Annotated in this window: 26 protein-coding genes and 1 pseudogene; 11 read left to right on the forward strand and 16 right to left on the reverse strand. The window is 71.3% G+C overall.

Features of this window, described 5'->3' with window-relative positions; genetic code table 11:
- Positions 1 to 19: 19 nt before the first annotated feature.
- From I4J89_RS23200 to I4J89_RS23210, 3 genes are read left to right on the forward strand one after another with little or no spacing between them, the layout of a single operon-like run.
- Positions 20 to 739: a FadR/GntR family transcriptional regulator gene (locus I4J89_RS23200; RefSeq protein WP_196416151.1), complete on the forward strand. Its 720-nt coding sequence runs from the start codon at positions 20 to 22 to the stop codon at positions 737 to 739.
- A 32-nt stretch (positions 740 to 771) separates the two neighbouring features.
- Positions 772 to 1,506 carry a cache domain-containing protein gene (locus I4J89_RS23205; protein ID WP_196416152.1) on the forward strand — a complete coding sequence of 245 codons (735 nt, stop codon included), beginning with the start codon at positions 772 to 774 and terminating at the stop codon, positions 1,504 to 1,506.
- A gap of 43 nt (positions 1,507 to 1,549) precedes the next feature.
- Positions 1,550 to 2,296 (forward strand): SDR family NAD(P)-dependent oxidoreductase, encoded by a 747-nt coding sequence (locus I4J89_RS23210; protein WP_196416153.1) that lies wholly within the window; start codon positions 1,550 to 1,552, stop codon positions 2,294 to 2,296.
- A gap of 142 nt (positions 2,297 to 2,438) precedes the next feature.
- Here I4J89_RS23210 and I4J89_RS23215 read toward each other — a convergent pair whose 3' ends face one another.
- Entirely contained in the window at positions 2,439 to 3,035 is a 597-nt protein-coding gene (locus I4J89_RS23215) for a dihydrofolate reductase family protein (RefSeq protein ID WP_196416154.1), read from the reverse strand.
- Between the two features lie 103 nt (positions 3,036 to 3,138).
- Between I4J89_RS23215 and I4J89_RS23220 the strand changes: the two genes are divergently transcribed.
- Positions 3,139 to 3,657 (forward strand): winged helix-turn-helix transcriptional regulator, encoded by a 519-nt coding sequence (locus tag I4J89_RS23220; protein WP_309238438.1) that lies wholly within the window; start codon positions 3,139 to 3,141, stop codon positions 3,655 to 3,657.
- Positions 3,654 to 5,648 (forward strand): NAD-dependent DNA ligase LigA, encoded by a 1,995-nt coding sequence (gene ligA / locus I4J89_RS23225; RefSeq protein ID WP_196416156.1) that lies wholly within the window; start codon positions 3,654 to 3,656, stop codon positions 5,646 to 5,648. Before I4J89_RS23220 ends, ligA begins: the two co-directional genes overlap by 4 nt.
- 99 nt (positions 5,649 to 5,747) lie before the next feature.
- Here the strand turns inward: ligA and I4J89_RS49720 are convergent, their stop codons facing one another.
- A complete protein-coding gene (locus I4J89_RS49720; protein ID WP_230859450.1) occupies positions 5,748 to 6,017 on the reverse strand; it encodes a tetratricopeptide repeat protein in 270 nt (89 codons plus the stop codon).
- Between the two features lie 305 nt (positions 6,018 to 6,322).
- Positions 6,323 to 8,266 (reverse strand): annotated as a pseudogene (locus tag I4J89_RS23230) (AfsR/SARP family transcriptional regulator); the annotation flags it as partial.
- Between I4J89_RS23230 and I4J89_RS49725 the strand changes: the two are divergent.
- Together I4J89_RS49725 and I4J89_RS23235 are read left to right on the forward strand one after the other, a co-directional pair.
- A complete protein-coding gene (locus tag I4J89_RS49725; RefSeq protein WP_230859451.1) occupies positions 8,189 to 8,356 on the forward strand; it encodes a hypothetical protein in 168 nt (55 codons plus the stop codon). The pseudogene I4J89_RS23230 and the gene I4J89_RS49725 overlap by 78 nt on opposite strands.
- Before the next feature lie 498 nt (positions 8,357 to 8,854).
- Positions 8,855 to 9,268: a hypothetical protein gene (locus I4J89_RS23235; protein WP_196416157.1), complete on the forward strand. Its 414-nt coding sequence runs from the start codon at positions 8,855 to 8,857 to the stop codon at positions 9,266 to 9,268.
- A gap of 123 nt (positions 9,269 to 9,391) precedes the next feature.
- On the opposite strand, the gene I4J89_RS23240 is transcribed toward I4J89_RS23235, so the two are convergent.
- From I4J89_RS23240 to I4J89_RS23270, 7 genes are all read right to left on the reverse strand, one after another.
- Entirely contained in the window at positions 9,392 to 9,871 is a 480-nt protein-coding gene (locus I4J89_RS23240; RefSeq protein WP_196416158.1) for an SRPBCC family protein, read from the reverse strand.
- Positions 9,872 to 9,922: 51 nt separating this feature from the next.
- Positions 9,923 to 10,585 carry a hypothetical protein gene (locus I4J89_RS23245; protein ID WP_196416159.1) on the reverse strand — a complete coding sequence of 221 codons (663 nt, stop codon included), beginning with the start codon at positions 10,583 to 10,585 and terminating at the stop codon, positions 9,923 to 9,925.
- A 72-nt stretch (positions 10,586 to 10,657) separates the two neighbouring features.
- Positions 10,658 to 11,107 (reverse strand): helix-turn-helix transcriptional regulator, encoded by a 450-nt coding sequence (locus I4J89_RS23250; RefSeq protein ID WP_230859452.1) that lies wholly within the window; start codon positions 11,105 to 11,107, stop codon positions 10,658 to 10,660.
- A gap of 32 nt (positions 11,108 to 11,139) precedes the next feature.
- Entirely contained in the window at positions 11,140 to 11,562 is a 423-nt protein-coding gene (locus tag I4J89_RS23255; protein ID WP_196416161.1) for a nitroreductase/quinone reductase family protein, read from the reverse strand.
- Between the two features lie 9 nt (positions 11,563 to 11,571).
- A complete protein-coding gene (locus I4J89_RS23260; protein WP_196416162.1) occupies positions 11,572 to 12,321 on the reverse strand; it encodes an aminoglycoside adenylyltransferase domain-containing protein in 750 nt (249 codons plus the stop codon).
- A complete protein-coding gene (locus tag I4J89_RS23265) occupies positions 12,318 to 12,719 on the reverse strand; it encodes a hypothetical protein (protein ID WP_196416163.1) in 402 nt (133 codons plus the stop codon). The genes I4J89_RS23260 and I4J89_RS23265 overlap by 4 nt, the downstream gene beginning before the upstream one ends.
- Positions 12,720 to 13,347: 628 nt before the next feature.
- Entirely contained in the window at positions 13,348 to 14,259 is a 912-nt protein-coding gene (locus I4J89_RS23270) for an AraC family transcriptional regulator (protein ID WP_196416164.1), read from the reverse strand.
- Positions 14,260 to 14,303: 44 nt separating this feature from the next.
- On the opposite strand from I4J89_RS23270, the gene I4J89_RS23275 reads away from it, so the two are divergent.
- The 3 genes from I4J89_RS23275 (at position 14,304) to I4J89_RS23285 (ending at position 16,952) form a co-directional block, all read left to right on the forward strand.
- Positions 14,304 to 14,933: a class I SAM-dependent methyltransferase gene (locus tag I4J89_RS23275; protein ID WP_196416165.1), complete on the forward strand. Its 630-nt coding sequence runs from the start codon at positions 14,304 to 14,306 to the stop codon at positions 14,931 to 14,933.
- A gap of 54 nt (positions 14,934 to 14,987) precedes the next feature.
- Positions 14,988 to 16,346 (forward strand): phenylacetate--CoA ligase family protein, encoded by a 1,359-nt coding sequence (locus tag I4J89_RS23280; RefSeq protein WP_196416166.1) that lies wholly within the window; start codon positions 14,988 to 14,990, stop codon positions 16,344 to 16,346.
- Between the two features lie 153 nt (positions 16,347 to 16,499).
- Entirely contained in the window at positions 16,500 to 16,952 is a 453-nt protein-coding gene (locus I4J89_RS23285; protein ID WP_196416167.1) for a lamin tail domain-containing protein, read from the forward strand.
- 54 nt (positions 16,953 to 17,006) lie between these two features.
- Here I4J89_RS23285 and I4J89_RS23290 read toward each other — a convergent pair whose 3' ends face one another.
- From I4J89_RS23290 to I4J89_RS23310, 5 genes are all read right to left on the reverse strand, one after another.
- The gene (locus I4J89_RS23290; protein ID WP_196416168.1) at positions 17,007 to 20,444 is read right to left on the reverse strand and encodes a WD40 repeat domain-containing protein; all 3,438 of its coding nucleotides are present in this window, start codon (positions 20,442 to 20,444) and stop codon (positions 17,007 to 17,009) included.
- Positions 20,431 to 21,102 (reverse strand): hypothetical protein, encoded by a 672-nt coding sequence (locus I4J89_RS23295; protein ID WP_196416169.1) that lies wholly within the window; start codon positions 21,100 to 21,102, stop codon positions 20,431 to 20,433. The genes I4J89_RS23290 and I4J89_RS23295 overlap by 14 nt, the downstream gene beginning before the upstream one ends.
- Positions 21,099 to 21,437 (reverse strand): hypothetical protein, encoded by a 339-nt coding sequence (locus I4J89_RS23300; protein ID WP_196416170.1) that lies wholly within the window; start codon positions 21,435 to 21,437, stop codon positions 21,099 to 21,101. Before I4J89_RS23300 ends, I4J89_RS23295 begins: the two co-directional genes overlap by 4 nt.
- Before the next feature lie 679 nt (positions 21,438 to 22,116).
- On the reverse strand, positions 22,117 to 22,830 hold the full coding sequence (locus I4J89_RS23305) for an SDR family NAD(P)-dependent oxidoreductase (protein WP_196416171.1): 714 nt from the start codon (positions 22,828 to 22,830) through the stop codon (positions 22,117 to 22,119).
- Positions 22,831 to 22,843: 13 nt separating this feature from the next.
- Positions 22,844 to 24,202: a PQQ-dependent sugar dehydrogenase gene (locus I4J89_RS23310; protein WP_196416172.1), complete on the reverse strand. Its 1,359-nt coding sequence runs from the start codon at positions 24,200 to 24,202 to the stop codon at positions 22,844 to 22,846.
- A gap of 78 nt (positions 24,203 to 24,280) precedes the next feature.
- On the opposite strand from I4J89_RS23310, the gene I4J89_RS23315 reads away from it, so the two are divergent.
- Complete coding sequence (locus I4J89_RS23315; RefSeq protein ID WP_196416173.1) at positions 24,281 to 25,243, forward strand: helix-turn-helix transcriptional regulator; 963 nt, start codon at positions 24,281 to 24,283, stop codon at positions 25,241 to 25,243.
- On the opposite strand, the gene I4J89_RS23320 is transcribed toward I4J89_RS23315, so the two are convergent.
- Entirely contained in the window at positions 25,234 to 26,151 is a 918-nt protein-coding gene (locus I4J89_RS23320; protein ID WP_196416174.1) for an SDR family oxidoreductase, read from the reverse strand. The two genes, I4J89_RS23315 and I4J89_RS23320, sit on opposite strands and share 10 nt — an antisense overlap.
- Positions 26,152 to 26,209: the final 58 nt, after the last annotated feature.

Genomic DNA, 26,209 nt, shown 5'->3' on the forward strand with positions numbered 1-26,209 from the left:
GTGAGGAAGAATCTTGAGCATGGGGACGGACCGAGCCAGCGCGCGAGCCGTGGTCTTCACACCACTCGACCCGCACAGCCGTGCCGAGACCGTGGTGCGGCGGCTCACCGACGCGATCACGTTCGGCCTGCTCACCGATGCCGAGCAGCTCCCCAGCGAGGCCGAGCTCGCCGCACAGTTCGGCGTCTCCCGGGTCACCGTCCGGGAAGCCCTGGTCGCCCTGCGGCACCGCGACCTGCTGGAGACCCGGCGCGGCCGGGGCGGTGGCAGCTTCGTCCGGGCCCCCGCCGACACGGTGCTGCTCGCTCGGCTCGGCGAACTGAGCCTGCCCAACCTTCAGGACACCGCCGACCACTACGTGGCGATCGCCGGAGCCGCCGCCCGGCTCGCCGCGCAGCGCGCCACCCCCGACGACATCGAGCGCGTCGAGGAGGAGACCCGGGACCGTGGCTGGCCGGTGCACCGGGTGGAACGCGCCTTCCACCTGGAGGTCGCGGCCGTCGCGCAGTCCGCCCGGCTGGCCCGTGAGGAAGTACGATTCGCAACGGAGCTGGGCACGCTGCTCTGGTCACCGGTCCTGCACAGCGACGACACCGGTGATCCGCACGCCGAGCACCGGGCGATCACCGCCGCGATCGCGGAGGGCGACGACGATCTGGCCCGGCGGCTCACCGAGGAACACATTGAGACGGCCGTCGAGCGACTGATAAACCTGCATCTGACGTTGGTCGAGCCGTGACCACGCCCGTCGTTAGAGCCGAGGTGGGTCCCGTGGGACAAGCGACTACCCGTACCGCAGCGCCGGCCGGCGCCGCCCTGGCCGGCCACGTCACCACGCTCGCCGAGCAGACGTTCACGGTGGCCGACCAGCTCCGCCGGCTCACCGAGGACCTCTTCGCCGGTGGCGTGCCGCACTCAGCCGACCTCGCCGTTCTCCGCCCTCAGGTGGTCGCCGCCCTCGGCGGGCTGATCACCGGGGCCGGTGTCATCACCACACCGCTGGCCGACGACCGCTCCGGCCTGGAGTGGTGGATGGACAGTCGGCCCGAGGGCCGTACCCGGCTCGAACTCGACCTCGACCCGGCCAGCGACACCTTCGTGGACGTGTCCCGGCAGGCCTGGTTCGCCGTGCCCCGCACCACCGGCCGCCGCCACGTCACCGGGCCGTACGTGGACTACGTCTGCGCCGAGCAGTACACGCTGACCTTCACCGTCCCGCTCACCGTTCGCGGCGCCTTCGCCGGCATCGCCGGAGCCGACGTCTTCGTCGGTGACCTGGAACGCGCTCTGCGGCCGGCGTTGCGCGCGGTCGGCGCGTCGGTCGCGCTGGTCAACACGCAGGGCCGGGTCATCGCCGGCAACACCGCCCACCACATCACCGGCTCGCTGGTCCGGGAGCCGCACATCCGCGCCGCCCTCCAGGAGGCCACGACGCAGACGCTCGCCGACGGTGCCAGCGTGATCCCGTGCGGCACGTTGCCCTTGGCCGTGCTTACCTGGCCGTAGCGGTCCGGGTGCACATCCGGATCATCGACGGACGGAGGCGACCATGACGGCCGGCATCGCGATCGTGACCGGGGGCGGCGCCGGACTGGGCCGCGAGATAGCGCTCGGGCTGGCCCGATCCGGTCACGGCGTGGTCATCGCGGACACCGACCCGGCGGCCGCGCAGGCCTGTGCACAGTCGATCGCCGCGCTCGGGGTGCCGGCGCGGGCGGTGGACGGCGACATCCGCATCCCCGCCGAGGCGGAACGCGTCGTGCGGACCGCGGCCGAGATGGGCGGCCCGGGCGTCCTGGTCAACAACGCCGGCGGCTGGACCCCGGAGCGCCAGTACCCGGTCGCCGCACCGGCCGAGTGGGCGGCCACCATCGCCCTGAACCTGACCGCACCGATGCTGCTCAGCCAGCTCGTCCTGGAACCCATGCGCGACCTGGGCGGCGGGGCGATCATCAACATCGCGTCGACCGCCGGCATCGCCTCCGATCCGTACGAGTCACCGGAGTACGGTGCTGCCAAAGCCGGCCTGGTCCGGTTCACGACCAGCTCGGCGGGACTGGCCGACAGCCACCGCGTGCGGATGATGTGCGTCGTCCCGGACTGGATCGGACTGGACCGGGCGCGGGCTCAATGGGCCGCCATGAGCCCGGATCGGCAGGCGGCGACCCGGCCGCTGATCCCGCCGGAGGACATCGTGACGGTTGTCCTCGACCTCGTCCGGGACGGCAAGCCGGGCACCGTCGTGGAGATGCTGGGCGGCGAGCGGCCGCGGGTGCGCCCGCAGCGGTCCTCTTGAGACGGTCCCGCCGTCCGGGCGTGCCGTTTCCCGGCGGCCGCGCTGCGGCCGGGACGGCGCTGATGATCGCGCGGCTCGGCGGGGAGGTGTGGTTTGCGGTGACGGCGCGGACGCGTACCGGAGAAAGGTTTTGCCCTGGTTTTCAGCGGACCACGCGGTAGGTGATGTGGGTGGCCAGGCTTGCGGGGCGGATCCTGGTCTGCTCCAGCTTGAGCGAGGGCACGCCCTCGAAGAGGCGCTGGCCGGCGCCGAGGGTGACCGGCGCGATGGTCAGCGTGAGCTCGTCGACCAGGCCGGCCGCGAGGTACTGGTTGAGGGTGGCGGCGCCGCCGGCGATCGTGACGTGGCCGTCGCCGGGGACCTGGCGGGCCCGCTTCAGGGCCTCGTGGATGCCGCCGGTGACGAAGTGGAACGTCGTGCCACCGGCCATCGGCAGGTCCTCGCGCGGGTGATGGGTGAGCACGAAGACCGGCTTGTGGTACGGCGGCTCGTCGCCCCACCAGCCCGTCCAGGACAGGTCCCACTCGCCACGGATCGGGCCGAACATGTTGCGGCCCATGATGAACGCGTCTGCGGCGACGATCTCCTCGGTGACCTCCTTGTTCTCCTCCGGGGTCTCGAACATCCAGCGGTGCAGCTCGTCGACCGGGCCGTCGCCGAACGGCTTGTCGGCGCTGAGGTTGGGTCCGGCGGCGTAGCCGTCCGCGGACACGGAGATGTAGGCGCTGACGAAGGTCATGACTCTCTTTCCCTTTCCCTGGCTAACTGGTTGCAACTTGCTACTGGTCTGGACCGTAGCGAAGACCGGTTGTAGACTGCAAGTGGTTCTGAGGAGGAAATTCGTGGACGAGGGTCGCTCCGGATGCCCGATCAACCTGTCGCTGGAGGTTCTCGGCGACCGGTGGTCGTTGCTGATCATCCGGGACATGATGTTCGGCAACCGGCGGCACTTCCGGGCGCTGCTCACGCAGTCCGAGGAGGGCATCGCCTCCAACATCCTCGCCGACCGCCTGCAACGGCTCACCCAGCTCGGCATGATCACGTCGGCGCCGGATCCGCGGCACAAGCAGCGCGTGCTGCTCAGCCTCACCGAGCCGGCCATCCAGCTGGTCCCGGTCCTGGCGCACCTCGGGGCCTGGGGCCGGCGCCACCTGCCGGTGACGCCGGAGCTGGCGATCCGCGCCGAGGTGCTGGAGCTCGGCGGGCCTGCGCTGTGGGAGCGGTTCATGGACGAGTTGCGCGAGCTGCACCTCGGCCTGGCCCGCCCATCGGGTACGCCGTCCGTGCTCGCCGAACTGACCGCCGCCTACCTCGCCGAGGTCGAAAAAATGTCAGACCCCGGTCGTAGTCTCACCTCATGACCGCGAGTTCTCCGTTCTCCACCCGCGCCGAGTTCGACGAGGCGGTGGAGCAGGCGCGCCAGGCCGCCCAGGTGTATTACGACACCGGCGACGCGCTGATGACCGACGCCGACTACGACGTGCTCGCCGACCGGATCGCCGCGACCGTCGAGGCGCACCCCGGCTGGGACGACCGGGGCATCACCACCGCGGTCGCCGCCGGCGCCTCCGCCGGCGGGGACGTGCGGCACCCGACGGCGATGCTCTCCCTCGACAAGATCAAGACGCCGGAGGAGGCCGCCGAGTTCGTCGCCACCCTCGGCGGCGACGGCTGCCTGGTCGAGGTGAAACTCGACGGCCTGGCCATCCGGGCGGAGTATGTGGACGGCGCCCTGGTCCTCGCCGCCCTGCGCGGTGACGGCACCACCGGGGAGGACGTGACCGTCCAGGTCCGGCGCGGCGTCGTCGGCCTGCCGGAGAAACTGGCCGCGTCGTGGAGCGGTGAGGTTCGGGGCGAGGTCTTCATGACCGTCGCCGACTTCGAGGCGGCCGGCGCCAACCGGGTCGCCGCGGGTGGCAAGCCGTTCGTCAACTCCCGCGGTGCGGTGGCCGGCGCCATCCGGGCGATCGACCGCAACTACGAGGCGCCGATGACCTTCGCGGCCTATGAGATCAGTGGCGAGTTCGGCAGTCACCTGGCCGCCATGGCGCACGCCGAGAGCCTCGGGTTCACGCCGGCCTGTGGCCTGATTCCCGAGGTGGCGGGGGAGTTGCACACCCCCGAGCAGGTGATCGCCGCGATCGACACGATCGGCGCGCACCGCTCGGACCTGCCGTTCCCTCTGGACGGTGCGGTCATCAAGGCCAACCTGGAGAGCACCCGCCGCCGGCTCGGGCTCGCCAGCCGTACGCCGTATTGGGCTACGGCGTACAAATACCCGCCCGACACCGCCTCCACGGTGCTGCGCGACATCCAGGTGCGGGTCGGGCGGACCGGGCGGATCAGCCTGCGCGCGATCGTCGAGCCGGTCTACGTGGCCGGCACCACCGTCACCTACGCCACCCTGCACAACCCCAAGTGGGTCGCCGATCAGGGCCTGGCCATCGGCCAGACCGTCGCGGTGTGGCGGGCCGGCGACGTCATCCCGCGGGTCACCTCGCCGATCGGTGAGCAGCCGCACGGCCTCACCCCGTGGACCGCCCCCGAGGAGTGCCCGCAGTGCGGCGAGCCGTGGGACAAGTCGAGCCTGCTGTGGCGCTGCCACACCGCCTCCTGCGCCGCCGCCAACGCGCTGGCGTATTGGTGCAGCCGCGAGGCGCTGGACGTCGACGGCGCCGGCGACTCCTTCTGCGACACGCTGGTCGAGCAGGGGCTCGCCCGCAACGTCGCCGACCTGTATGACCTGACCGTCGACCGCATCGCCGACCTCCCGGTCGGCAAGACCGCCGCCGGCGGCACGGTGACGCTGGGCCGCAACAACGCCGAGCGCATCATCGCCGGCCTGGAGGCCAGCAAGAAGCAGCCGTTCAACCGGGTCGTCACCGGCCTCGGCATCCGGATGACCGGCCGCAGCGTCGGCCGATGGCTGGCCGCCCACTTCAAGACGATGGACGCGCTGCGCGCCGCGACGGTCGAGGAGATCGCCCAGATCGACAAGATGGGCCTGATCAAGGCCCAGCACGTGGTGGACGGTCTAGCGGCGATGAGCGAGGTCATCGACCGGCTGGCCGCGCACGGCCTCACCATGCAGATCGTCGAGACCGGCGGCCCGAAACCGTGGGACGGCAAGAAGGTCGTGGTGAGCGGTTCCGTGCCCGGCCTGAGCCGCACCGAGGCCCAGGAGGCGGCGGCCCGGCTCGGCGCTTCGGTGTCCGGCTCGGTCAGCAAGAACACCGACATCCTGGTGGCCGGCGACGGCGCCGGCAGCAAGCTGGCCAAGGCGCAGCAGCTGGGCGTGACGGTGATGACCGCCGAGGAGTTCGCGGCGATGGTGCAGGAGGCCGGGTCGTGAGCTGACGCTTGCCGGTCAGCTCCGGCAAGCGTCGTCCGCGGCCGGAGACACCCGACGGTATCTTGATCTCTGTCGACCGAGTCGCCGGCCGGATGCCCGTTACGAGTGGTGTTTCTCGAGTCTGGTGCGAACCTCCTCGACGTCCGGGTGGTCGAGCTGATCGAGGATGAACAGCGAGTGCTGCCAGGCGGCACGTGCGGCTTCGTGCTCGCCGACGGCGTGGTGGGCGTCGCCGAGGTGGGTAAGTGTGTCGGCTTCCAAATAGCGGTCGCCGACCATGCGGCACAGGTCGAGAGCCTGCTCGTAGCAGGCGACGGCCTGGGCCTGATGGCCCAGCCTGTCATGGCTGACACCGAGACCGAACCACATCCTTGCCTGACTGTCGCGGTCACCGTTTCCTGGGTGAGGGCGAGGGCCTTCAGACAGAGGACGATGATCTGCTGGTGTTCGTCGAGGTGGGGATGACGCGTGCAAGCCGCGTTGAGGGCGTCTGCCGACCCTACCGGCGGGCCGGCAGGCGGGTGCAGGTCGACCGCCCGCCGCAGGTGATCCATTGCCGCCTGTCTGCTGCCGCGCATTCCAGACAGCCAGGCGAGATGGATGTGAGCGCCGGCCTGATCGCCGAGGTCGCCGAACAGATCGAGCGCCTCCTGCAGGCACGCCAGGGCGTCGTCGTAGCGCCCCAGATGTTCGTAGGCGATGGCGAGGTAATCGTAGGCACGGCCGAGTCTGCGGCGGGTGTGGGCCTGTTCGGGCCGGTCGGCCAGGGGGACGGCGGCTATGGCGGCGCGCTGGAGGATGATCTGATCGTGCCAGTACCCCCGGCGGTTCATGAAGTTCGTGAGGGTCACGGCAAGCTGCCAGACATGGATGCCGAACCCTGTGCTGGCGGCTTCGCTCACGGCGGCGAGCAACACGGCGCGCTCGGCGGCGAACCAGGCCGCCGCCTGGCCGGCGTCGGCGAGATCCAGAGGGGTGACTCCGGCCAATGGCGGGGCGGCGGTGATCGAAGCCGAATGCGGGTTGGACAGCGACTCCGTACGAGCGCCGGACAGCGCCGTGTGCAGGTAGTGGTCGAGCAGCCGGCCGATTGCGGTGCGCCGGTCGATGTGGCTGTCGTGAGCGTGAGCTCGTTCGGTGGCGTAGACGCGGAGCAGGTCGTGGAACGCGTACCGGCCGGGAACGTGTTCGGTCACGAGATTCGCACGGGTGAGTTCGACCAGCAGGAGGCGCACCCGGTGAGAGGGCAGGCCGACGAGGCTGGCCGCCGCGGCTGTGGAGATGTCTGGGCCGGGCGCCAGGCCGAGTAACCGGAACAGTCTGGCAGCGTCGGCGCTGAGCCGCTGGTAGGACCACGAGAATACGGCCCGTACGTCGCTGCTCGGATCGGTGTCGGCCAGGGCGTCGAGCCGGTCCCGGGCGTCGTGTAGTTCGGCGGCGAGGGCGTGCAGGGGAAAGTGGGGAAGGGCGGCGGCACGGGCGGCCACGATCGCCAGGGCCAGAGGCAGCCGCGCACAGGACGAGATGATGTCGTCGACCGTGTCGGGTTGGGCGGCTACCCGGGCGGTGCCGAGCCGGGCGTCCAGCAACTGCCACGCCTCCTCCGGGGTGAGCAGGTCGAGGGTGAGCGGGTGAGCGCCGTTGGCGGCGACCGGGCCGGAGAGCCGGTCGCGGCTGGTGACCAGCACGAGACAGCCGGGCGAGCCGGGCAACAGTGGGCGAACCTGGTCGGGGGTGCGGGCATTGTCCAGCACAACCAGCATGCGCCGACCGGCGAGCAGGCTCCGGTAGAGGGCCGCCTGGGCATCCGGATCGGCCGGGATGCGCTGTGGCGGTACGGCCAGGGCGTCTAGGAACCCGCGAATCGCTGCGGCAGGGTCCATCACCGCACCAGTGGGGTCGAACCCGCGCAGGTTCACATACAGCTGCCCATCGGCGAAATGGTCGGCCACTCGATGCGCCCAGTGCACGGCCAGGGCCGTCTTGCCGACCCCGGCCGTGCCGGACAGGGCGGAGATGATCACCGCCGTGGGTTGCCGGCCGGCGACGTCCAGGACCGCGTCGAGTTGGTCGAGTTCGTGCGTACGGCCGGTGAACGACTGCGGTGAGGCGGGCAGTTGGCGCGGTATTGAACATCCTGCCGCTGGCCCGGACCGGTCGGCGACGAGGGGTGGGGCGGCCAGTATCGGGTCGACGGTGAGGATTTGATGGTGTAGCCGCTGCAGTGGAGGGCTGGGATCAACCCCGAGCTCGGTGGCCAGCCGTCGCCGCATCTCCTCGTAGCAGGACAGCGCATCGGCTTGGCGGCCGCAGCGATACAGGGCCAATATGAGCTGGCTGGCCAGTCGTTCGTCCAGCGGGCCCATGGCGGATCTCGCGGCCAGCTCAGCCACCAGGGCGGCGTGTTGACCGCGGCGTAGTGCCAGGTCGTTGCGGTCGAGTTCGGCGGCCCACCGTTCCCGGTTCAGACTGTCGCGGATGGCGTTGATCCACGGACTGTCCAGGGCGGCGAAGGCCTCCCCTCGCCACAAACCGAGGGCTTGGTTCAGGAGATCAGCCGTGTCCTCGTCATCACCGGCGGCGCGGGCCTGGGCGAGAAGGCGATGGAAGTGGTGCAGGTCGATTGCCGTCGGCTCGACGGTCAGGACGTAGCCGGCGGGCTGACGGCCGATGTTCATATCGGTGGCGCCGGCCAGAGCTTGCCGTAATCGGGACAGGTAGCTGTAAAGCACTTCCCGGGCCCGCTGCGGCTTACGGTCCGCCCAGACTCGGTCCATCAGCTGCTCAACCGGCACGCTGCGGTTGGCATCCACCAACAGAGCGGCCAGCACGCAGCGCTGGCGTGCCGGTCCGAGGTCCAGGGCGCGGCCGTCGAGGTGAGCTTCTGTCTCGCCGAGCAAGCCGAAGGTGACGGCCATCGCGCCCCCTCTGACGAAGCTCCGGTCGGGGAGTGGCCGCAGAAGGTCTCAGCCGGACGCCTGCGGCAGGCCGGAAGGGGGAGAGTCCACGATGGACCGGATTGTCAGGCTGCTGCCTGCCGGGGAAGTGCGGCAGGCCGCCGTGAGCTCGGCGCAGCGCCGGCAAGACCTTGTCGGCGCCCCCGTCCAGCGGGCCCGCTCGCCCACCGGCACGCCCCGAATCGTCGATCTCCGGCGGCGCATCGATCAAGGCAGTGGCTCACGATCAGTATCAGCAGAGCAGAAGAAATGAATCGATTCCTGACGGCGCAGCCGTTGGAAATCACTGACAGCCTCGTGGCGGCACGAGGCTTCGATGCCCGGAAGGAATTCTGGGCAGGAGGAGGAACAATGTCAGAATTGAATTTCACCTCATTGCGTTGCCTGAGGCAGCAGGACGTGTCGGGGGTTGACGAGCCGCGGCTGGTGGTCGACGGCAGGACAGTCTGGAACGGCGCCATCGACAGGGGCAGGAGTCATGAGTGGCGTCCGCCGCTCTCCGTCACATTCGACGGCTCTGTCGTCGTGCAGGTGGACGAGATGAACGGCGACAATCCCAAGAGGATCGGGGAACCGGTGACCATCACGGCCAAGTCGTCATCGCCGGCGGTGTTCAAGACATCCGGAGCCCACTACGAGCTCCATTACCGGCAGGCCTCCTGACGCACTGAAGGAGTCGATGCCTGCTCTTCTCCATGGCCCCCGGCGAGCGCCGGGGGCCATGGCAGTTCGGTGGTGTCGCTGAATGAGCCCTTCATCCCGCGTAGCGGGTGGCTTCGACAGAGACTATGCGGGGTCGCCCGGGGCTTGGCTGCCTTCCGCCAAGACGGCTAGCCGGTCGAGGGAGGCACGCAGTCTGTCCGCAGTGGTCGCCTGGGCACGCGGGATGCGCTTTTCGTCGGTCAGCTGCGTCCAGTCGTAGGTGTGGGTGACGCGTGTTCGGCCGGCGTCGATGGGATTGAGCTCCCACCGCCACAGGTGGCCGGGAGGCGTGCGGCCCGGCTCGGCGGGGCGCCAGGCTATGCGGCGGCCTTCGGTGAACTCCACGACGTGGTTCTCCCGGACGTTGCCATGGGTGGTGGTCATGGTGAACACGTCACCGAGGGCGCGGACACGCTGGCCCTCGGCGGCTTCGGAGAGGTTGTCGTTGCCGTCCCAGGCCGGCTGCCGCGCCGGGTCGGCGATGAGCTCGAAGATGCTGTCGGCTCCGGCTGCGATCTCCCGGCCGGCGCTGACGACACGCTCGTTGTCATGGCTATCGGTCATGCGCTCATCGAAGCATCCGACCGGGGTCGCGATCATGTTCGGTGGCGCAACTCATTCGTTCTCGCGCAGGCGTGAGAAGAACGCCGCGAGCAGAAAAACCGCGAAGATCAATAGGTTGAGGATCCAGCGCGGGTCGTCGAGGTGCAGTGCTTCGGAGAACTGCTGTTTCTCCGCCGCGGTCATCCGCGTCGTGGATTGTTCCGCCGCGGCGAAGTCCAGGCGGTCGGAGACGAACGTCAGGTAGCTCCAGACTCGGTGCACGAAGTAGAGGGCGGCCGCGACGACCAAGAGGATCCGGCGGGTTCCCGGGCGCCATCCCAGGATCAGCAGAGCGGGGATGATCACCAGCTCGGTGGGCACGTTAGCCGCGATCGCGATGGGAATGCTGGGCAGGAACATCACCACCATGCTCTCCGCGGTGATCGACGAACTGTCCATCGCGGTGTTCAACAGCAGCAGCCCGACGGCGCCGCCGAATGCGAACAGCGCCATGGTCACGCAGCCCAGCGCGACCAGAGTGTCCTCCAGCCAGGCGCTGAGCACCGGTCTGCGACTGACCCGATACGCGGCGAAGCTGATGACGGCCGCCCAGCCGACACCGATCAGCAGGGGCAGCGGCAGGGGCAGGAATTCCGTCAGGGACAGGGTCTGCAGCGCGACGGTGAACACTGCGACCAAGGCGAACGGGGCGAGCCGATCGATACGTTGCGTCATGCCCGCGAACGCTAGGAACATGCGGCCCGCGCGGGCATCTGCCAAAGGTTCAAACGGTGGACTAAACCGGGTTCAGTCCAGCAGGCCCGCCTCGCGCGCGTGGGCGACGGCCTGCAGACGGCTCGCCGCCTCGAGCTTGCGGAAGATGTGGTTGAGGTGCGCTTTCACCGTGCCGGGCGCGACGAAGAGCGCCCTCGCGATCTCCGCGTTGGAGCGGCCGGCCGCCAGATGGTGCAGCACCTCCAGCTCTCGCGCGCTGAGCTGGTCCGCGAGCCTGCGGGTCGCCGCGGGGGCGAGCGCCCCGGCCGGCGGGGCCGGGATCCGGCGGACGGCCAGCACCGCCACCGCGAGGACGAACGCGCCGAACAGCGGGATCACCCACCACTGTTCGCCGCCGTGGTCGACCATCCCGAACGACAGCCCGATGATTACCATCGCCCACAGGAAACAGCCGGTCAGTACGGCGGCGATGAGCAGGCGCCTGCGAAAACGAGGCGACAGTAGCCAGGCGACGACGCGCATCGACACCCCCGTGGTCAGAATCCGGGCCGAGCCTAGGCGGAGGGCGGGACCTGAAGCCGCACGACCGGGAACTTGCGCTCGGTCTTCTTCTCGTACTCCCGGGCCTCCGGCCAGTATTCGCGCCAGATCGCGTACAGATCCTCCCATCTTGGATCGCCCGGCCGGACCACCTCGTAGTCGGCGGCAAGCGTGGCCGGGCCGAGCTCGATCGTGGCCGGCCCGGTGGCCGCCTCCAGGTTGGCGACCCACTCCGGGTCCTTCGGCGCGCCACCGACGGTGCCGCACACCACGTACGCGTCCCCGTCCGGCGCCGCGACCAGCGGCGTGACGAACTCCTTGCCGGATCGCCGCCCGATGTGATGCAGCAGGACGAGGGTCTTGCCCTCCCAGTGCATGCCCACCACACCGTCGTTGGCCCGGAACGTCGCGATGATCTGGTCGTTGAAGGACGCCATCGCCATACGCTAACCGAGCGGCCGCCGGATCGCTGTCTCCCGCAGCACGAGGTCGAGCAGCGCCGCCAGATTCTGCTCGTCCACGGGTACAGCCAGGTCGCCCAGATACCGCTGCATCGCCTGCTCGACGACCTTCAGCGACGGGTTCCGGGTCAGAGCCCACCGGGCCGCCTCAACCTTGGAACAGTGCACGTGCTCGATGGCGAATCGCCAGATCCTGCAGGCGGTGAGGACCATGAAGGCGGCGTTCTCGCTGTCGTCGGTGAGCGACTGCCAGCTCCGCAGCCAGTACCGTCCACGATCGACCACCCATCCGGCGGGCACCGGCCCGATCACCGTACGCGGTGCGGCACCCGCGAGATGCAGCCCCTGCTCCCGGGCCATGGACAACTCGGCGAGCAGGTCCGGCGCCTCCGCCAGGCGGCGTTCCACCTCGAACCCGGCGGACGTCCCGTCGTACCGGCCGACGTGCAGCTCCAGCGCCGGCGTCCGGGTCGGCGCGCCGGCCACCTCAGCGGTCACGACATGCAGATCGATTCCGGCGGCGTCGCCCGTGTCCGCCTTACGAACCAGCTGTTTAAGATCGCTCGCCTGCGCGTCGGTGAGACCGTCGTCGACGACGACGAGCAGGTCAATGTCACTGCGGCCGGGAAGGAATCCGCCGGCGGCCAGCGAACCGTGCAGAATCACCGAACGGGTGGCGCCTCGCGCGATGCCGGCGCACCCCCCGGCCAGCGCTTCCGCGGCGGTTCGTGTCACGCCTGCTCCAGCAGATGACGCGACGGACTGTAGTCGATCTTCACGTCCGCGTAGACGCCGAGAGTGTTGTCCGCCAGACAGCGCAGCCCGACGCTCATCCAGCGCACCTCCCCGTCACTGAAGAACGCGTACCCGACAGCGGCCGCGAACTCCTCACCTCCGCACGGGCAGGCACACGAGTCGTGACCATCCTCGTCCCAGTGGTCGGCGCTGTCGCCGATGAACGCCGTGCCGCCGCAGGCAACGCACACCCGCCGGGTGTTCTCCTCCTCGTCGATGTCGACGCGAAAGGCGCGGCCGTCACACTTACCGCATCGGGACTCCACGACCGCGGCCACCGGATAACCCCCGGCCTGGAAGTCGCGGATGTACCCGGCGAGGTCGTCAAAAGATGTCATGAGCTCAGCTCCTCCAGGTCGCGTCCGGAGCGGCGGAAGGCCGTCGGGGAACTCTAAACCCGCTCCGGGTCGAGGTCTGCCTGCCGGTCCCGCTTCTTCGAGGTACGCGTAACCGGCGTCCCACCGAAGCCGACCCCGTCCCCGCTATCCCGGCGCGGGCCAGGCTTTCCGTCCCGGCCCCAACACGACCGCCGGGAAACAGCATCACCCGACGGTTACGGCGGCGAACGCGAGCAATCGCGGCCCGCGGCCCGTTGCCTCCGCCTGGGGTAGGTGCTGGGGTCGTCATTCGGGTCGGCGAACGGCTGAAGTGACGTTGGGTAGCCGGAGTTGCTCGGGCATGGTCAGGGTCCTGTCCGGCCCAACGTGGGTGCTGTCTCAACGGCCTCAAGACAACAGTCACGTTGGGCCGAGAAGATCCGGCCGCGTGGCGAGCAACCACGACGTCACCGCGCCCGGTCCGGCGAACCCCGCGCCCAGCGTGACGGAATGGTGTTTCCGGTGGCCGCGCTGGGGCGGTGAGGGAAAGCCGGGCTCGCGCCGGGAGAGCGGGGACGGGCCGAATTGGGCGGGACGCCGGTTACGCGTACCCCGAAGGAGCGGGACCAAAAGCAAACCTCGGAGAAGCTCAGCCGGCGGCTCGCCACTGGGCCGGGGTCATGTCGTGGTCGGCGCGGAAGCGCCGGATGAAGTAGCTGACGTCCGGATATCCCACCCGGCGGCTGATCGCCGCCACGGTCAGATCGGTGTCGGCCAGCAGCCGGCGGGCCTGCTGCATGCGGCGCTGGGTGAGCCATTGCTGCACGGTCCGGCCGGTCTTGCGGCGTACGACAGTGGTCAGGTGGCCCGGGGTGAGGGACAGTTCGGCGGCGATGGCGGCCAGCGACACCGGTTCGTGGAAGCGGCGTTCCACCAGGTCGAAGACCGCCGCGAGCAGTGGCTCGTCGCCGGCTCGCAGTGCGCCAGGCACGTCGGTGGTCAGCCGGGAGACGGCGACGAGCAGCAGGGTCAGGTGGGCGAGGGCGGCCTCCCGGTAGCCGTCGCGGCGGGCGCGGAGTTCGGCGTCGAGGGTGGCGAAGCGCTCGTACCAGGTGGTGCGTTCGGCCGGCGGCACGCGCAGGCGCTGGGCGCGGTCCTCGCCGCGGGCGAAGGGGAACAGCAGCGGGTGGGCGCGCCAGGAGGGGTACGCGTCGGCGGGCCGGATCACGTCGGCTGGGAAGTACGCCACCCAGCCGTCCTCGACGATCCGGTCGTGCGGTGAGAGGAACGAGACCATCTGACCCGGGGCGATGACGAACACGTCGCCGTCGGACACGGTCCAGGTGCCGCCGTCGAGCACGATCCGGCCGTCGGCGCGGTGCGCGTAGAAGACGACGAGGAAGTCGTGGGCGTGGGTGCGCCCGGCGGCGGCCTCGAACCCGCCGGGGACGCGGCGCACCGCGACGGGCGGCCCGCCGGGCGTCCGGTCGAAGCCGACGACAGCCGAAGAATGTCCTACCGCACCCACGAATCCGTCATTGTCTGAGAACCCACGCGGCATGAGTCTGATGGTACGACCGAATTTCGTCTGATCGGAGTCGCGTGATGACCACTGCCCGACACGACTACCTGCCCGCCATGGGACAGCGGTGGCTGCTCTTCCTCTACGATCCGCTGACCCGGCTCTGGGGCGTGCCGAAGGTGCACGAGGAGCTGCTGGACCGTGCTGACGTGCGACCCGGGCAGGATGTGCTGGACATCGGGTGCGGGACGGGGAACCTGCTCATCGCGCTGGCCGAGCGCGCGTCCGGCGTACACCTGAATGGCATCGACCCGGATCCGGCCGGGCTGCGCCGCGCCCGGCGCAAGGCCCGCCGGGCCGGCGCGAAGATCGAATTCAAGCAGGCGTACGCCGGAAGCCTGCCGTTCCCCGACGCCAGCCTCGACCGGGTCCTGTCGTCGTTCATGCTGCACCACCTCGGCGAGGAGGAGACGGCCCGGGCGATGGGCGAGATCAAGCGCGTGCTGCGGCCCGGCGGCCAGCTGCACATCGTGGACGTGTCCGGCGTGGCGAAGTCCGGCCGCCGCCTGGCGCGCAGGCATCCCCATCTGGTCGGCGACTTGCCGGCCCGGGTCCTGGGCACCTTGCGGGCGGCCGGATTCAGCGAGGTGACCGAGAACGGCCGCGGTTCCGGCCGCTTCGGCGGCCACGTCTTCTACCGCGCCGTGAGTTGAGCCCGGGGCGCCGCCCCGGCTGACGTGCCGCAGGAAGTCGGCGATGATGAGACGATGGTCGACCCTCTCGAGCTGTTCCACCGGATGGCGGCGGGCGTGCCGGCCTACCGCGAATTCCTCCGCGAACACCGGGTGGAGACCGAGGCGGTCCGGTCACTCACCGACATCCCGGTGATGACCAAGATCAACTACCATTCTCGGTACGCGCTACCGCAGCGCTGCCACGGCGGCACCCTGGCCGGTTGTGACATGGTGGCGGTCTCCTCCGGCTCCTCGGGCCGGCCCACCGTCTGGCCCCGCTCGCTTGTCGACGAACTGGCCGTGACCGCCCGCTTCGAGCAGGTCTTCGCCGACGGTTTCGGTGCCGCCGGGCGCAGCACGCTTGCGGTGGTCTGCTTCGCCCTCGGCAACTGGGTCGGCGGCATGTACACCGCCGCCGCCTGCCGGCACCTCGCCGCCAAGGGTTACCCGATCACCGTCGCCACACCGGGCAACGACGTTGCCGAGATCCTCCGGGTGGTCGCCGAGCTCGGCCCGCTCTTCGACCAGGTCGTCCTGCTCGGCTACCCGCCGTTCATCAAGAACGTGATCGACGCGGGGACCGGCTGGTCCGCGTACCGAATCAAGATCGTGCTGGCCGGTGAGGTCTTCAGCGAAGCCTGGCGCGATCTGGTCGCGGCGCGGGCCGGCATGGCGGATCCGGCCGCGGACGCGGCCTCCCTCTACGGCACGGCCGACGCCGGGGTGCTGGGCAACGAAACCCCGTTGAGCGTACGGGTGCGCCGGTTCCTCGCCGACCGCCCGGAGATCGCCGTCCCGCTGTTCGGCGACGCCCGCCTGCCCACCCTGGTCCAGTACGATCCGGCCGCCCGGTTCTTCGAGATCGTCGACGGCACCCTCGCGTTCACCGCCGACGGCGCGTTGCCGCTGCTGCGCTACCACATCGCCGACGAGGGTGGCCTGATCAGCCACGCCGACCTGATGACGCTGTGCCGCGACCACGGCTTCGACCCGGGCGACGGTCCGGACCTGCCGTTCGTCTACGTGTTCGGCCGCTCCCTGTTCACGGTCTCGTTCTTCGGTGCCAACGTCTACCCGGAGAACGTCACCGTCGGCCTGGAACGCCCGCACGTCGCGGGGCGGGTCACCGGCAAGTTCGTGCTGAGCAGCGTCGAGGACGCCGATCGGGACCGGTGGTTGTCGGTGGTGGTGGAGCTGGCGCCGGGCGCGGCCGGCACCCCCGAACTGGCCGCGACCGTCGCCGAGTCGATCCGCGCCGAGCTGCTACGGCTGAACAGCGAGTTCGCGCACTACGTGCCGGCGGAGTATCAGCTGCCGCGGGTGGAATTGCGTGCGGCCGGCGACCCGGAGTATTTCCCGGCCGGGGTCAAGCATCGCTACACGCGGCCGTGACTCCTCCCCGATATCGGGTCCGACGAGTGGTTCGAATGTGGCACCGTAACGGCTGCCCATACTGGCCGTAGATGCCACCGTGGCGTTTTCCCATCAGGGTGCCGGAGCCGGAAGAATGCGATGTCTTCACCGGAAATCGAGGAGACATTTTCCATGCGTAAATTGTTGGTGACCGGCATTTCGCTGGCTTTCGCGACCGTCGGCGCCCTTGCCGTCTCGTCGCCCGCGTCGGCGGCGCCGGCTCTGCGTTTCCACAGCACGCAGTACGACTCGCCGGGCAAGGACACCCGCAGCAACAAGAGCCTGAACGCCGAGTGGATCTCGCTGGTCAACACCGGCAAGAAGGCGGTCGACCTGAAGGGCTGGACGATCGTCGACAAGTCGCGGACGTACACCTTCGGCAGCGTGCGGATCGCCGCGAACGGTGGCCGGATCTGGCTGCACACCGGGTCGGCCCGCGACACCGCCCGGCACGTCTACTGGGGAAGCGGCAACTACGTCTGGAACAACACCGGTGACACCGCGGTGCTCCGGACGCCGGCGAAGAAGCAGCACGACAAGTGCACGTGGGGGAACAAGAGCGGGCGTACCAAGATTGCCTGCTGAGCGGGTGGGTGGGCGCGGTGATCCGCTCGCTGGTCGCGCCCACCCACCGCCGGCTCAGTGGCAGACCGGCCGCGGCGGCAGGTCCGGGGCGAACCGCTGCCACAGCTCCGGGCCGAGGTCCCGGCCGGCCATCCGGCAGGCCACGGTGACCGGGTCGGCGAGGACCTCGAGGATGGGGGAGAGGTCGCGCAACTGCACGACGGACGTGTTCGTGTAGTGGCCGGTGAGGAAGCCGCCGGCGATCTGCGCGGTCGCCATCAGGCCGTTCGGGGCCACGGCGACGTGCTCGTAGAACGGGTTGTCGTCGGCGCTGGCGAACGCGGTGGCCTCCGCCGGGTGGGCCGGGTCGCTGACGTCCCAGACGTTCATCGCGCCGACCGCGCTGAGGATCAGCGTGTCCCTGTGCAGCACAGCCCGCATGCCGCTGCCGCCGTGCAGCGGCGGCTGCGTCGCCAGCAGTGTGGGATCGGCCGGATCCGAAGTGTCCCAGAGCAGGCCCGGCCCGGTTCCGACGGTTGCGACCATGAGCCGGCCGTCCGCGCTGAATACGACCGAGCCGGGGTGCTCGCCGACGGTGAACCGGCGCTGCGCGGCGGGCGCCGGCCGGGCCGGGTCGGCCACGTTCCACCAGGTCGCGACGTCGTGTGTCACGGTGGCGAGGGTGCGTCCGTCCGGTGTGAACGCGGCAACCGGTCGCGGGCCGGCGGGCAGCTCCGCGACGAGCCGGGGCTGGTCACGCGTCTCCCACAGGCGTACCGGCTTCTCGGGATCGTCGGGGTCCTTGCCGGGGACGGCGGCGAGCAGGCTGCCGTCGGGCGACAGCGCCAGCGGAGACAGGGCGTCGTCGTCGAGGCGGGGAATCGAGCCGGTCCGGTGCAGGGAGCCGACCGTCCACAAGCCGATGCCACCGTCGTCGTCGGGTGCCGCGTAGGTTCGCCCGTCGGCGCTGAACACGGCGGGCAGGGACGAACCGGGTGTGCCGCGGCCGTCGCGCGGCCCGACGGCCCGGAGGCGGCGGGGACGCGCCGGGTCGGCGGCATCCCAGAGCGTGGCGGCCCCGCCGGAGGCCGTCACCAGGAGCCGGCCGCCCGGCAGGAACGCCAGGCCGGTGACGTGGGCGGTGCCGAGCGGCAATGTCGTGATCGCGGGTGGTGATTCGCGGTCCGCCACCCGCCACAGGGAATGTCCTCCGCTGCCGGCCCGCACCAGGGCGGTCCGGCCGTCCGGGGAGAGGTCGGCTCCGGTCACCTGGCCGGCGCCCAGATGCAGGAATCGCAGCCACTCCGGTGCGGAATCGCCGATCCGCCAGACCTCGGCGGTTCCCCCGGCCGCGGCCACCAGCTGTGAACCGTCCGGAGTGAAGGCGACCGTGTCGGCGGATAGACCCGCCCGGGACCGGGAGCGGACCCGGTCCGCCCGTTGCGGCGCCGACGGCTTCCGTACGTCCCACAGCTCGATGTCACCGCCGTACCGGCCGACCGCCAGCGTGCCCGTCGAGGAGAGCGCGAGGCAGTTCGACCCGGCCGGAAGCGTAGCGGCGATGCGGGGCCGGTCCGGGCGGGTGAGGTCGGCGATGACGACGCGCTCGTACTCGCCGAACACCAGGGTCCGGGAGTCCGCCGAGAAGGCCATGGGCGGCTCGCTGCCAGTGATCGTCGCGGGAATGGTGGCGAGCCGGCGCGGCCGCTCGATATCCGCCACCGACCACAGGCCGACCGGCTGCCCCTCCGCCGCCGTCGCGAGCAGGCCGCTGGGTGCGAACTGGACCTGGTGGGCGGGGTGACCGGTGATCGAGGGCGCGGCCTGCCGGTCGAGCGGGAGCAGCGCCAGCCGGCCGTCGACGGCGAGAGCGACCGTCCGGCCGTCCGGAGCGAACGCGCACCCGGACACCTGGCCGCCGACGGTGATCGCCCGGTCCAGACCGGGCCGGGCGGTGTCCCAGAGCCGCAGCTCGCTGGGCATGCCCTCGCGATGCCGCAGGGTGGCGACCCGGGTGCCGTCGGGCGACCACGTCTGCGGGCCACAGGACCGGTCGTAGTCGGCGTCCGGCAGGGTGCCGGCGTAGCGGTTTGCCAGCACGCTCTGCACCAGGGCGTTGCGGGCGCCGGGAGCGCCGAGCCGGACCGCGAGGGCTTCCAGCAGCAGCGCACCGGCAGGATCGGTCTGGCGGATGTCGGCGGCGGCGGCCGGGAGCCCGGCGGCGACCTCCCGGAGGTGCGCGGCGCGGGATCCGCGGGCGGCGGCCAGGGCGCCGCCGGCCACGCCGGACGCGGCCAGCACGACCGCGACGAGCAGGGCGGCGAAGGACGGATTCATTCGGGTACGGCACGCGCGTACCGCCGCGGCCAGATCGCCCGCGAACCGCACCCGGGCGTCGCGCAGCAACGGACCCGGCACCGCGTCGGCGTCACCCGGCGGAGCCAGGACGACCCGCAGCCGCAGCCGGATCGCCTCCTCCAGCTTGTTACGGATACCACCGACCGGGGCGAGCCGGGCGTCCGGCCGCAGCTCAGCGGTGATCGCGCAGCGCCGGTCCAGCCGGCGTGCCCGCAGCAGCGGTGGGGTACGGCGGGACAGATCGGCCAGCCCCACCCCGAAGGCGGCGCCGAGCGACCCACCGGCCACCTCGTCGCAGGCCAGGCCGTCGGTGGTGAGCCGCCACACCACGCACCGTCCGTGCAGAGGCGCGGCCGTGGCCCAGGCCGCGTCCAGGGCCGCGGCGAACCGGCGGTCGGCGACCAGGAACAGCATGGCCCGCGGATCCGGGTAGAGCCCGGGCGGCCCGCCGCCGAGCAGGGTCAGCCGCAGGACGCCGTGCCCGCCGGTGGAGCGGCGGTCGAACAGCACCGGCAGTTCGACCTCGCGGCGTTTGCCGGGCCAGGTGGGGGTCAGCGCGCGCACCAGAAGGGCGGCGTAGCCGATGGATGCCCGGCCCGCCGGGGTGGCGTCGTCAGCGATGACCGCGAGCCGGCGCGCGGCGGCCGCCGCACCCGGATCCGGCAGGTCCGTGGCGATGCCGGCGCCGGTCAGCGGCAGGGTCGGCAGCACGTTCGCCCGCCGCCAGTGCGCGGCGGCGTCGCGCACCCGGTCGTCGAGAGCTTGCGGCAGCCAGGTGGCGGTGGGCGGCGCGGGGAGAGGAGCGGGGGCGCCGGGTTGCTCGGTGGCGGTGGGCGCCGGGGCCGTAGCATCGCGGGCCGCGGGCTGTTCGGTGCTGGTTAGCAGGGCGGTCACAGCGGTGGCCGCGCGGGCCGCGGACAGGGCTGAGCCGACGACCTCGGCCTGTGCCAGGCGGGAGCGGCCGGGCCAGCTCGCCCGGTTTGCCAGGGCCTGGGCGGCGTCACCGTGGTCGGCCAGCCTGGCGGTCAGTCCGGCTAGCGCGGCCGGGTCGCCGGCCGCGCCACGGCACAGTTCGAACCAGGTGCCCGGGCCGTACAACAGGCGGCTGCACAGTTCGGACCGGTCGGCGGCCGGGGCCGCCTCAGCCGGCGGCATCCTCGATCACCTGGCGCAGCCGGTCGCCTTCCGGGCGGGACGCGACGATCCGCGCCCAGGTGGCCATTCCCGGATCCGGGGTCGCGGCGATGGACCGGGGGATCGCCGCCAGGTCGGCCGCCTCGGCCGGCAGCTCCTCGTCGAGGCTCACGTCGACCCAGCCAGGCGCGCCGGACAATCGCAGCGCGCCGGCCGAGCCGCCCGCCGGTTCCGCGACGAAGACCAGGTAGTAGCGCTCCTCGCCGTGGGCGCTTGTCACGTCGACCGGCAGCAGCTCGGTGGCGGGCACGTCCCGGTCGACCGCCACGAGCAGCTCGATCTCGCCGGGTCCGGACTCGCGGATGGTCACCCGGCGCCCGGCAGCGGTCCACCGGGCTTCCAGCCGGTCCGGGTCTTGCGGTGCGGCGAGCCGCAGCGCCGCCCGGTCGAACCTCGGAAGCCGGATCCGGGAGCCGTCCACCCGCGGTGCGGCCAGCGGATTCGGGCGGCCGGGCGGCGGTGCGACGACCGGCAGCGGGGGCAGCCGGAACCCGAGCAGCCCGGACCAGAAACGGCGCCACAGCCCGTAACCCTCGATGCCGCGCTCGGCCGGCGCCCGCTCGCCGCCGGCCGGCATTCCGATCAGGCCGCGCCAGAAGCGCCGCGCGAGCGTACTCATGGGTTTGCGCCGTCCGGCGGCGCCGCGATCGCCTGCGCCGCGCCGATCTGGGCCAGCAGTGCCGGCGCCGAGGCGCCCACCGCGATCGCGGTGAGCGCGCCGGAGATCTGGCTGTGCAGCAACACCGCCGCGCCCGCACCCAGCGCGAACCGGGCGATCGCGATCAAAATGTCGGCGGGCGGATCGACGTAGCGGGTCAGCGCCGGTGGCCGGCGGCCCCGGCGGCGGGCCACATGGCGTGCCTTCTGCCAGGCCACGAGGTTTCCCCAGACGGCGACGACCTCGACGATGCCGCCGCCGATCATGCCCAGCAGCGCCGCGACCGGCCAGTCCATGCTCGCGTCCCCGTCGATCGGTAGTCCCGCGCAGCCTATCGGAAGCCGTCGATCAAGTGACCCCCTCGGCTACCGCGACCAGCGCTTTCCGGTCGCGCTACGCGAACGGCACCACGAAGGGCGAGCGGGCACCCGATCGGCACCGTGAACGGCGAGCAGGCACTGTGGACGGTGAGCGTCCGCCGGCCGGACTCTCTCGGCCCAACGTGAGTGTTGTCTCGAGGCCGTTGAGACAGCATTGAGTGTGGGCCGAACAAGATCACAGCCTGGACCCCGACCACGAAAGCTGTCGTAGAGAGCCTTCGTGGTCAGGGTCTTGTCCGGCCCAACGTGGGTGCTGTCTGGCGGCCCTTGAGACAGCATTGAGCGTGGGCCAAGCAAGATCACCGCTTGGGGACCCTGACTATCGAAGCCCTCTAACGGCGCGCGGGCACTGTGGACGGCGAGCGTCCGCGCGGCCGGCACTGTGAACGGCGAGTGGGCAGCCGGCCGGCACTGTGAACGGCGAGTGGCCGGCCGGCCGGCACTGTATACGGCGAGTGGGCGCCCGGCTGGCCTGCGGGACCGGCTGCATGGGCCCGGCGGTCGCGCTGGGGCCTGGAGTGGTCAGCCGGCTCGCGCGGGAGAGCGGGAACGGCCGAAAATGATGGTGACGGCGTGCACGCGTACCTCAAAAGGTTTATTGAACGCCATGAACCCGATGACCCACCGCGATCGACTCGCCGGAGATCGCCGCCGCCTGGGCGGAGGCCAGGAAGGTCACCAGGGCGGCGACCTGTTCCGGGGTGGAGTCGCCGGGACCGGCCGGGCCGGGAGCCGGGGTCGGCGTGGCCGTCACCGGGCCCGGATTCACCACATTGATAGTGATTCCGGTGCCGGCCACCGAATCGGCCAGGGCCTTCGAGGCGACGATCACGGCGGCGTTGCGGACGGCGCCCGTCACCGAGCGGGTCAGGAAGGCGTTCTGGCCGCTGATGTTGATGATGCGGCCGAAGCCGGTCCGGCGCATGTACGGCAGCACCGCGTCGATCACCCGCAGGTACCCGACCGCCTTCGCGTCGAACGCGTCGAGCACCTGGCCCGGGTCCTGGTCCTTCGCCGGGTCGAGGGTGGAGGCCGGCGGGGCGGCCGCGTTGACCACGATGTCGATGGCGCCCTCGGCGGCGATCAGCTCCTCGATCGCGGGAGTGACCGAGTTCGCGTCGCGGGTGTCCAGGGTGAGTGTGCCGACCTTCGCGCCCAGGGCGCCGGCCGCCTCGGTCAGGCGGTCGGCCGTGCGCGCGGCCAGCACCACGCGCACTCGCTCCCGGATCAGCGCGGCGGCCACCGCCCGGCCGATCAGCCCGCTGCCACCGACGATCAGCGCGGTACGGCCCGCGATGCCCAGGTCCATGTGAAGATCCCCTCTAGGGTGCGGTGACGCGGTAGACGGCGCCGGCGTGGTCGTCGCTTACGTACAGTGCGCGGTCGGGGCCCTGGACGGCCATCACCGGCCGGCCCCAGCGCGAGCCGTCCTCGTTCTGGAAGCCGGTCAGCAGCGTCTGCTGCGGTCCCAGCGTGCCGTCGCGCCAGGCGAAGAACGACACCTCCGGGGCGCGCGGCGGCTTGCGGTTCCACGAGCCGTGGACGCCGACCAGGGCGCCCGGCCCGTATCCGCCGGCCAGCCCGGGCGAGGTGGCGAAACTCAGGCCGAGCGGCGCCGAGTGCGCGCCCATGCCCTGCTCGGTCGGCGGGAGGGCCGCGCAGTCCAGTTTCGAGCCGTCCGGGTTCAGCCTGATGTCCCGGACGTACGGGCGCCCGGTGTAGCTCATCTTGCCGTCCGGCAGGTCGGGGTCCGGGTTGCAGTACGGCCAGCCCAGGTCGCGTCCCTGCACCAGCCGCGCGAGCTGCTCGAACGGGTGGTCGTTCACGTACTCCTGGAGGACCCGGTCCTGGTCGGAATCGCCGTCGCCGTCGTAGTCCCGGTCGTGCGGGTACTCGACGTTGTCCCGGTGGTTGACCGCCGTCCACACCGCTCCGGCGGGGTCGACCGCGAGGCCGGTGCCGTTGCGGACGCCGCGCGCGAAGACCGCCGGCTCGCCGCCACCGGCCGGCACCCGCAGGACGGACGCCCGCTCCGGGGTGGCGTCGCGGTCCTCGGCGGACACGTTGCCGGTCGAGCCGATCGAGACGTAGAGCTCGCCGTCCTTGCCGACGGCCACGCTCTTCAGCGCGTGCGAGTAGGCGCCGCGCAGCTCCGGGCTCTTCGCATCGGGCAGCCCGTCGACCACGACCCGCTTCTGCGACAGGGCACCGTCCCGGTACGTGAAGGCGTCCACCTGGTCACTCTCGGCCACATAGAGCGTGTCGCCGCGGAACGCCAGCCCGTGCGGCTGGTTCAGCCCGCTGACCAGGGTGCGCTGGGCCGGCGCGGTGTCGCCCTGGCCCGGGGTCAGTTCGATGATGTCGCCCGCCTTGGGCCGGGACACCAGCAGCCGGCGGTCCGGCGTCCAGGCCAGCAGCCGGGCGCTGGGCACACGGGCCCAGACGGTGACCGTCCAGCCGGGCGGCGCCTGCAACCGCCGATCCTGGTCGAAGGGCGTCTCGCCGGTGCCGGGGAGTGCGCGTACGGCCGTGGCGGCCAGCGGTGCCACGTCGGCGGTGCCGGAGGACGGGGGAACGGTCCCGGCCGGCGGGTCGGCGGCGGGTTCGGCTTCGCCGGCGGAGCATGCGGCCAGGATGAGCGCCAGCGTGGCCGAAGCCGCCGTGCGCACGACAATCTTCACCACGCATCTGTACCCATCCGTCCGGCGTCACGCAACCCGACACGTGCGCCGGTGGTCGGTAGGCAGACAATCCTTTCCGTGCGCGCCGCCCGGTTGATCAATCTGATTCTGCTGCTGCAGTCGCGCGGCATGATGACCGCCGCCGAACTCGCCACCGAGCTCGAGGTCTCCGAGCGGACCGTCTACCGCGACGTGCTCGCGCTGTCCGCGGCCGGCGTCCCGGTCTACGCCGAGCAGGGCCGGGCCGGCGGTTACCGTCTGGTCGGCGGCTACCGGACCCGGCTGACCGGGCTGAGCCGTACCGAGGCCGAGGCGTTGTTCCTGGCCGGGCTGCCGGGGCCGGCCCGGGACATGGGCCTGGACGAGCCGGTCCGGGCGGTACGGCGCAAGGTCCTCGCCGCCCTGCCACCCGGACTGCGGGACGCCTCGGAGCGGGCCGGGCAGCGCTTCCACCTCGACGCGCCGGGCTGGTTCGCCGACACCGACCCGCCCGAGCACCTCGCCGAACTCGCCCGGGCGGTGTGGCAGGACCGTGTCCTCACCATGCGTTACCGGCGGCACGACGAGGTGACCCGGACCGTCGAACCGTACGGGCTGGTCCTCAAGAACGGCGTCTGGTACCTGGTCGGCAGGATCGGCGACGACCTGCGCTCCTACCGGGTCGACCGGATCACCTCGCTCGAGCCGGCCGGCGACACCTTCGAACGGGACCCGGAGTTCGACCTGCCGTCGTTCTGGGCGGAGCGGGCCGCGGAGTTCGTGCGGCGGATGCTGCGCGACACGATCACCATCCGGCTCAGCCCGCACGGCGTGCGCATGCTGCGCTACGTCGCCGAGCCACCGGCCGTGCGGGAGGCGCTCGAAGCGGCCGGCGATCCGGACCCGGACGGATGGGTCCGGACCCGGATGCCGGTCGAATCGATCGACGTCGCCTACACGTACGTCACCCGGCTGGGCCCGGAGGCCGAAGTGCTGGAGCCGCCCGCACTACGCGAGCGGCTCGCCGACGCCGCGCGGCGCCTGCACGACCTCTACCGGTAGCCGGTCACGTCGGCCGGCTTACCCGGGTCCTGCACCTCGACCAGGTAACGCCAGGCATCCGGTTGGCTGCCGTCGAGGTCGGTGAAGCCGTACACCCGGGCCAGCTCGCCGCTGGAGACGGACTTGCCGTTCCAGCGGGCCCGGTCCTCGTCCGCCGCGAGAGCGGCGACCGCGCGCCCCACGTACGCCGGGGTCTCGGAGATCGCGAAGTGCGGCTCCTTCGCGCAGGCGTCCCGCCAGTTCTCCTCGGTGACGCCGTAGATCTCCAGCATCATCTCCGAACGCAGCCAGCCGGGCGTCAGCGCGACCGCGGTGGCGCCGTGCTCGGCCAGCTCCTTCGACCAGGCGAACGCCAGCCGGTTCACCGACCACTTGGCCAGGTCGTAGAAGGCGGACAGCCGGTAGTTGACCGAGTTGTAGGCGGTGGTGCCGTCACCGATCTCCAGCACCAGGCCGCCGGGCGAACGGATCAGCAGCGCAAGCGCGTAGTGGCTGGTGATGATGTGCGTGTCGATGGCCTGGCGCAGCAACCGGAAACCCGGCTCCAGAGGCTGCTCCCAGACCGGCTTGTGCCAGGTGGTCAGCGGGTCACCGCCCCACACGTCGTTGACCAGCACGTCGAGGCGGCCCTGCTCGGCGTCGATGCGGCGGACCAGGGCGGCGACCTGCTCGTGGTCGAGGTGGTCGACGGCCACGCCGATGCCGGTGCCGCCGGCCGCGGTGACGAGTTCGGCGGTCTCCTCGATGGTCTCCGGGCGGTTCATCGCCGAGCGGTTGGCGCGGGTGCTGCGGCCGGTGGCGTACACCGTGGCGCCGGCCGCGCCGAGCTGGACCGCGATCTGCCGCCCCGCGCCGCGCGTCGCCCCGGCCACCAGGGCCACCTTGCCGATCAATGGTTGCGTCGTCATGAACCCGATGCTGATCGCGAAACCTGACAACCCTCGTCCGATTTTTCAAACCCATTTG

Origin of the sequence: Actinoplanes aureus (assembly GCF_015704865.1) — a bacterium.
GTDB lineage: Bacteria > Actinomycetota > Actinomycetes > Mycobacteriales > Micromonosporaceae > Actinoplanes > Actinoplanes aureus.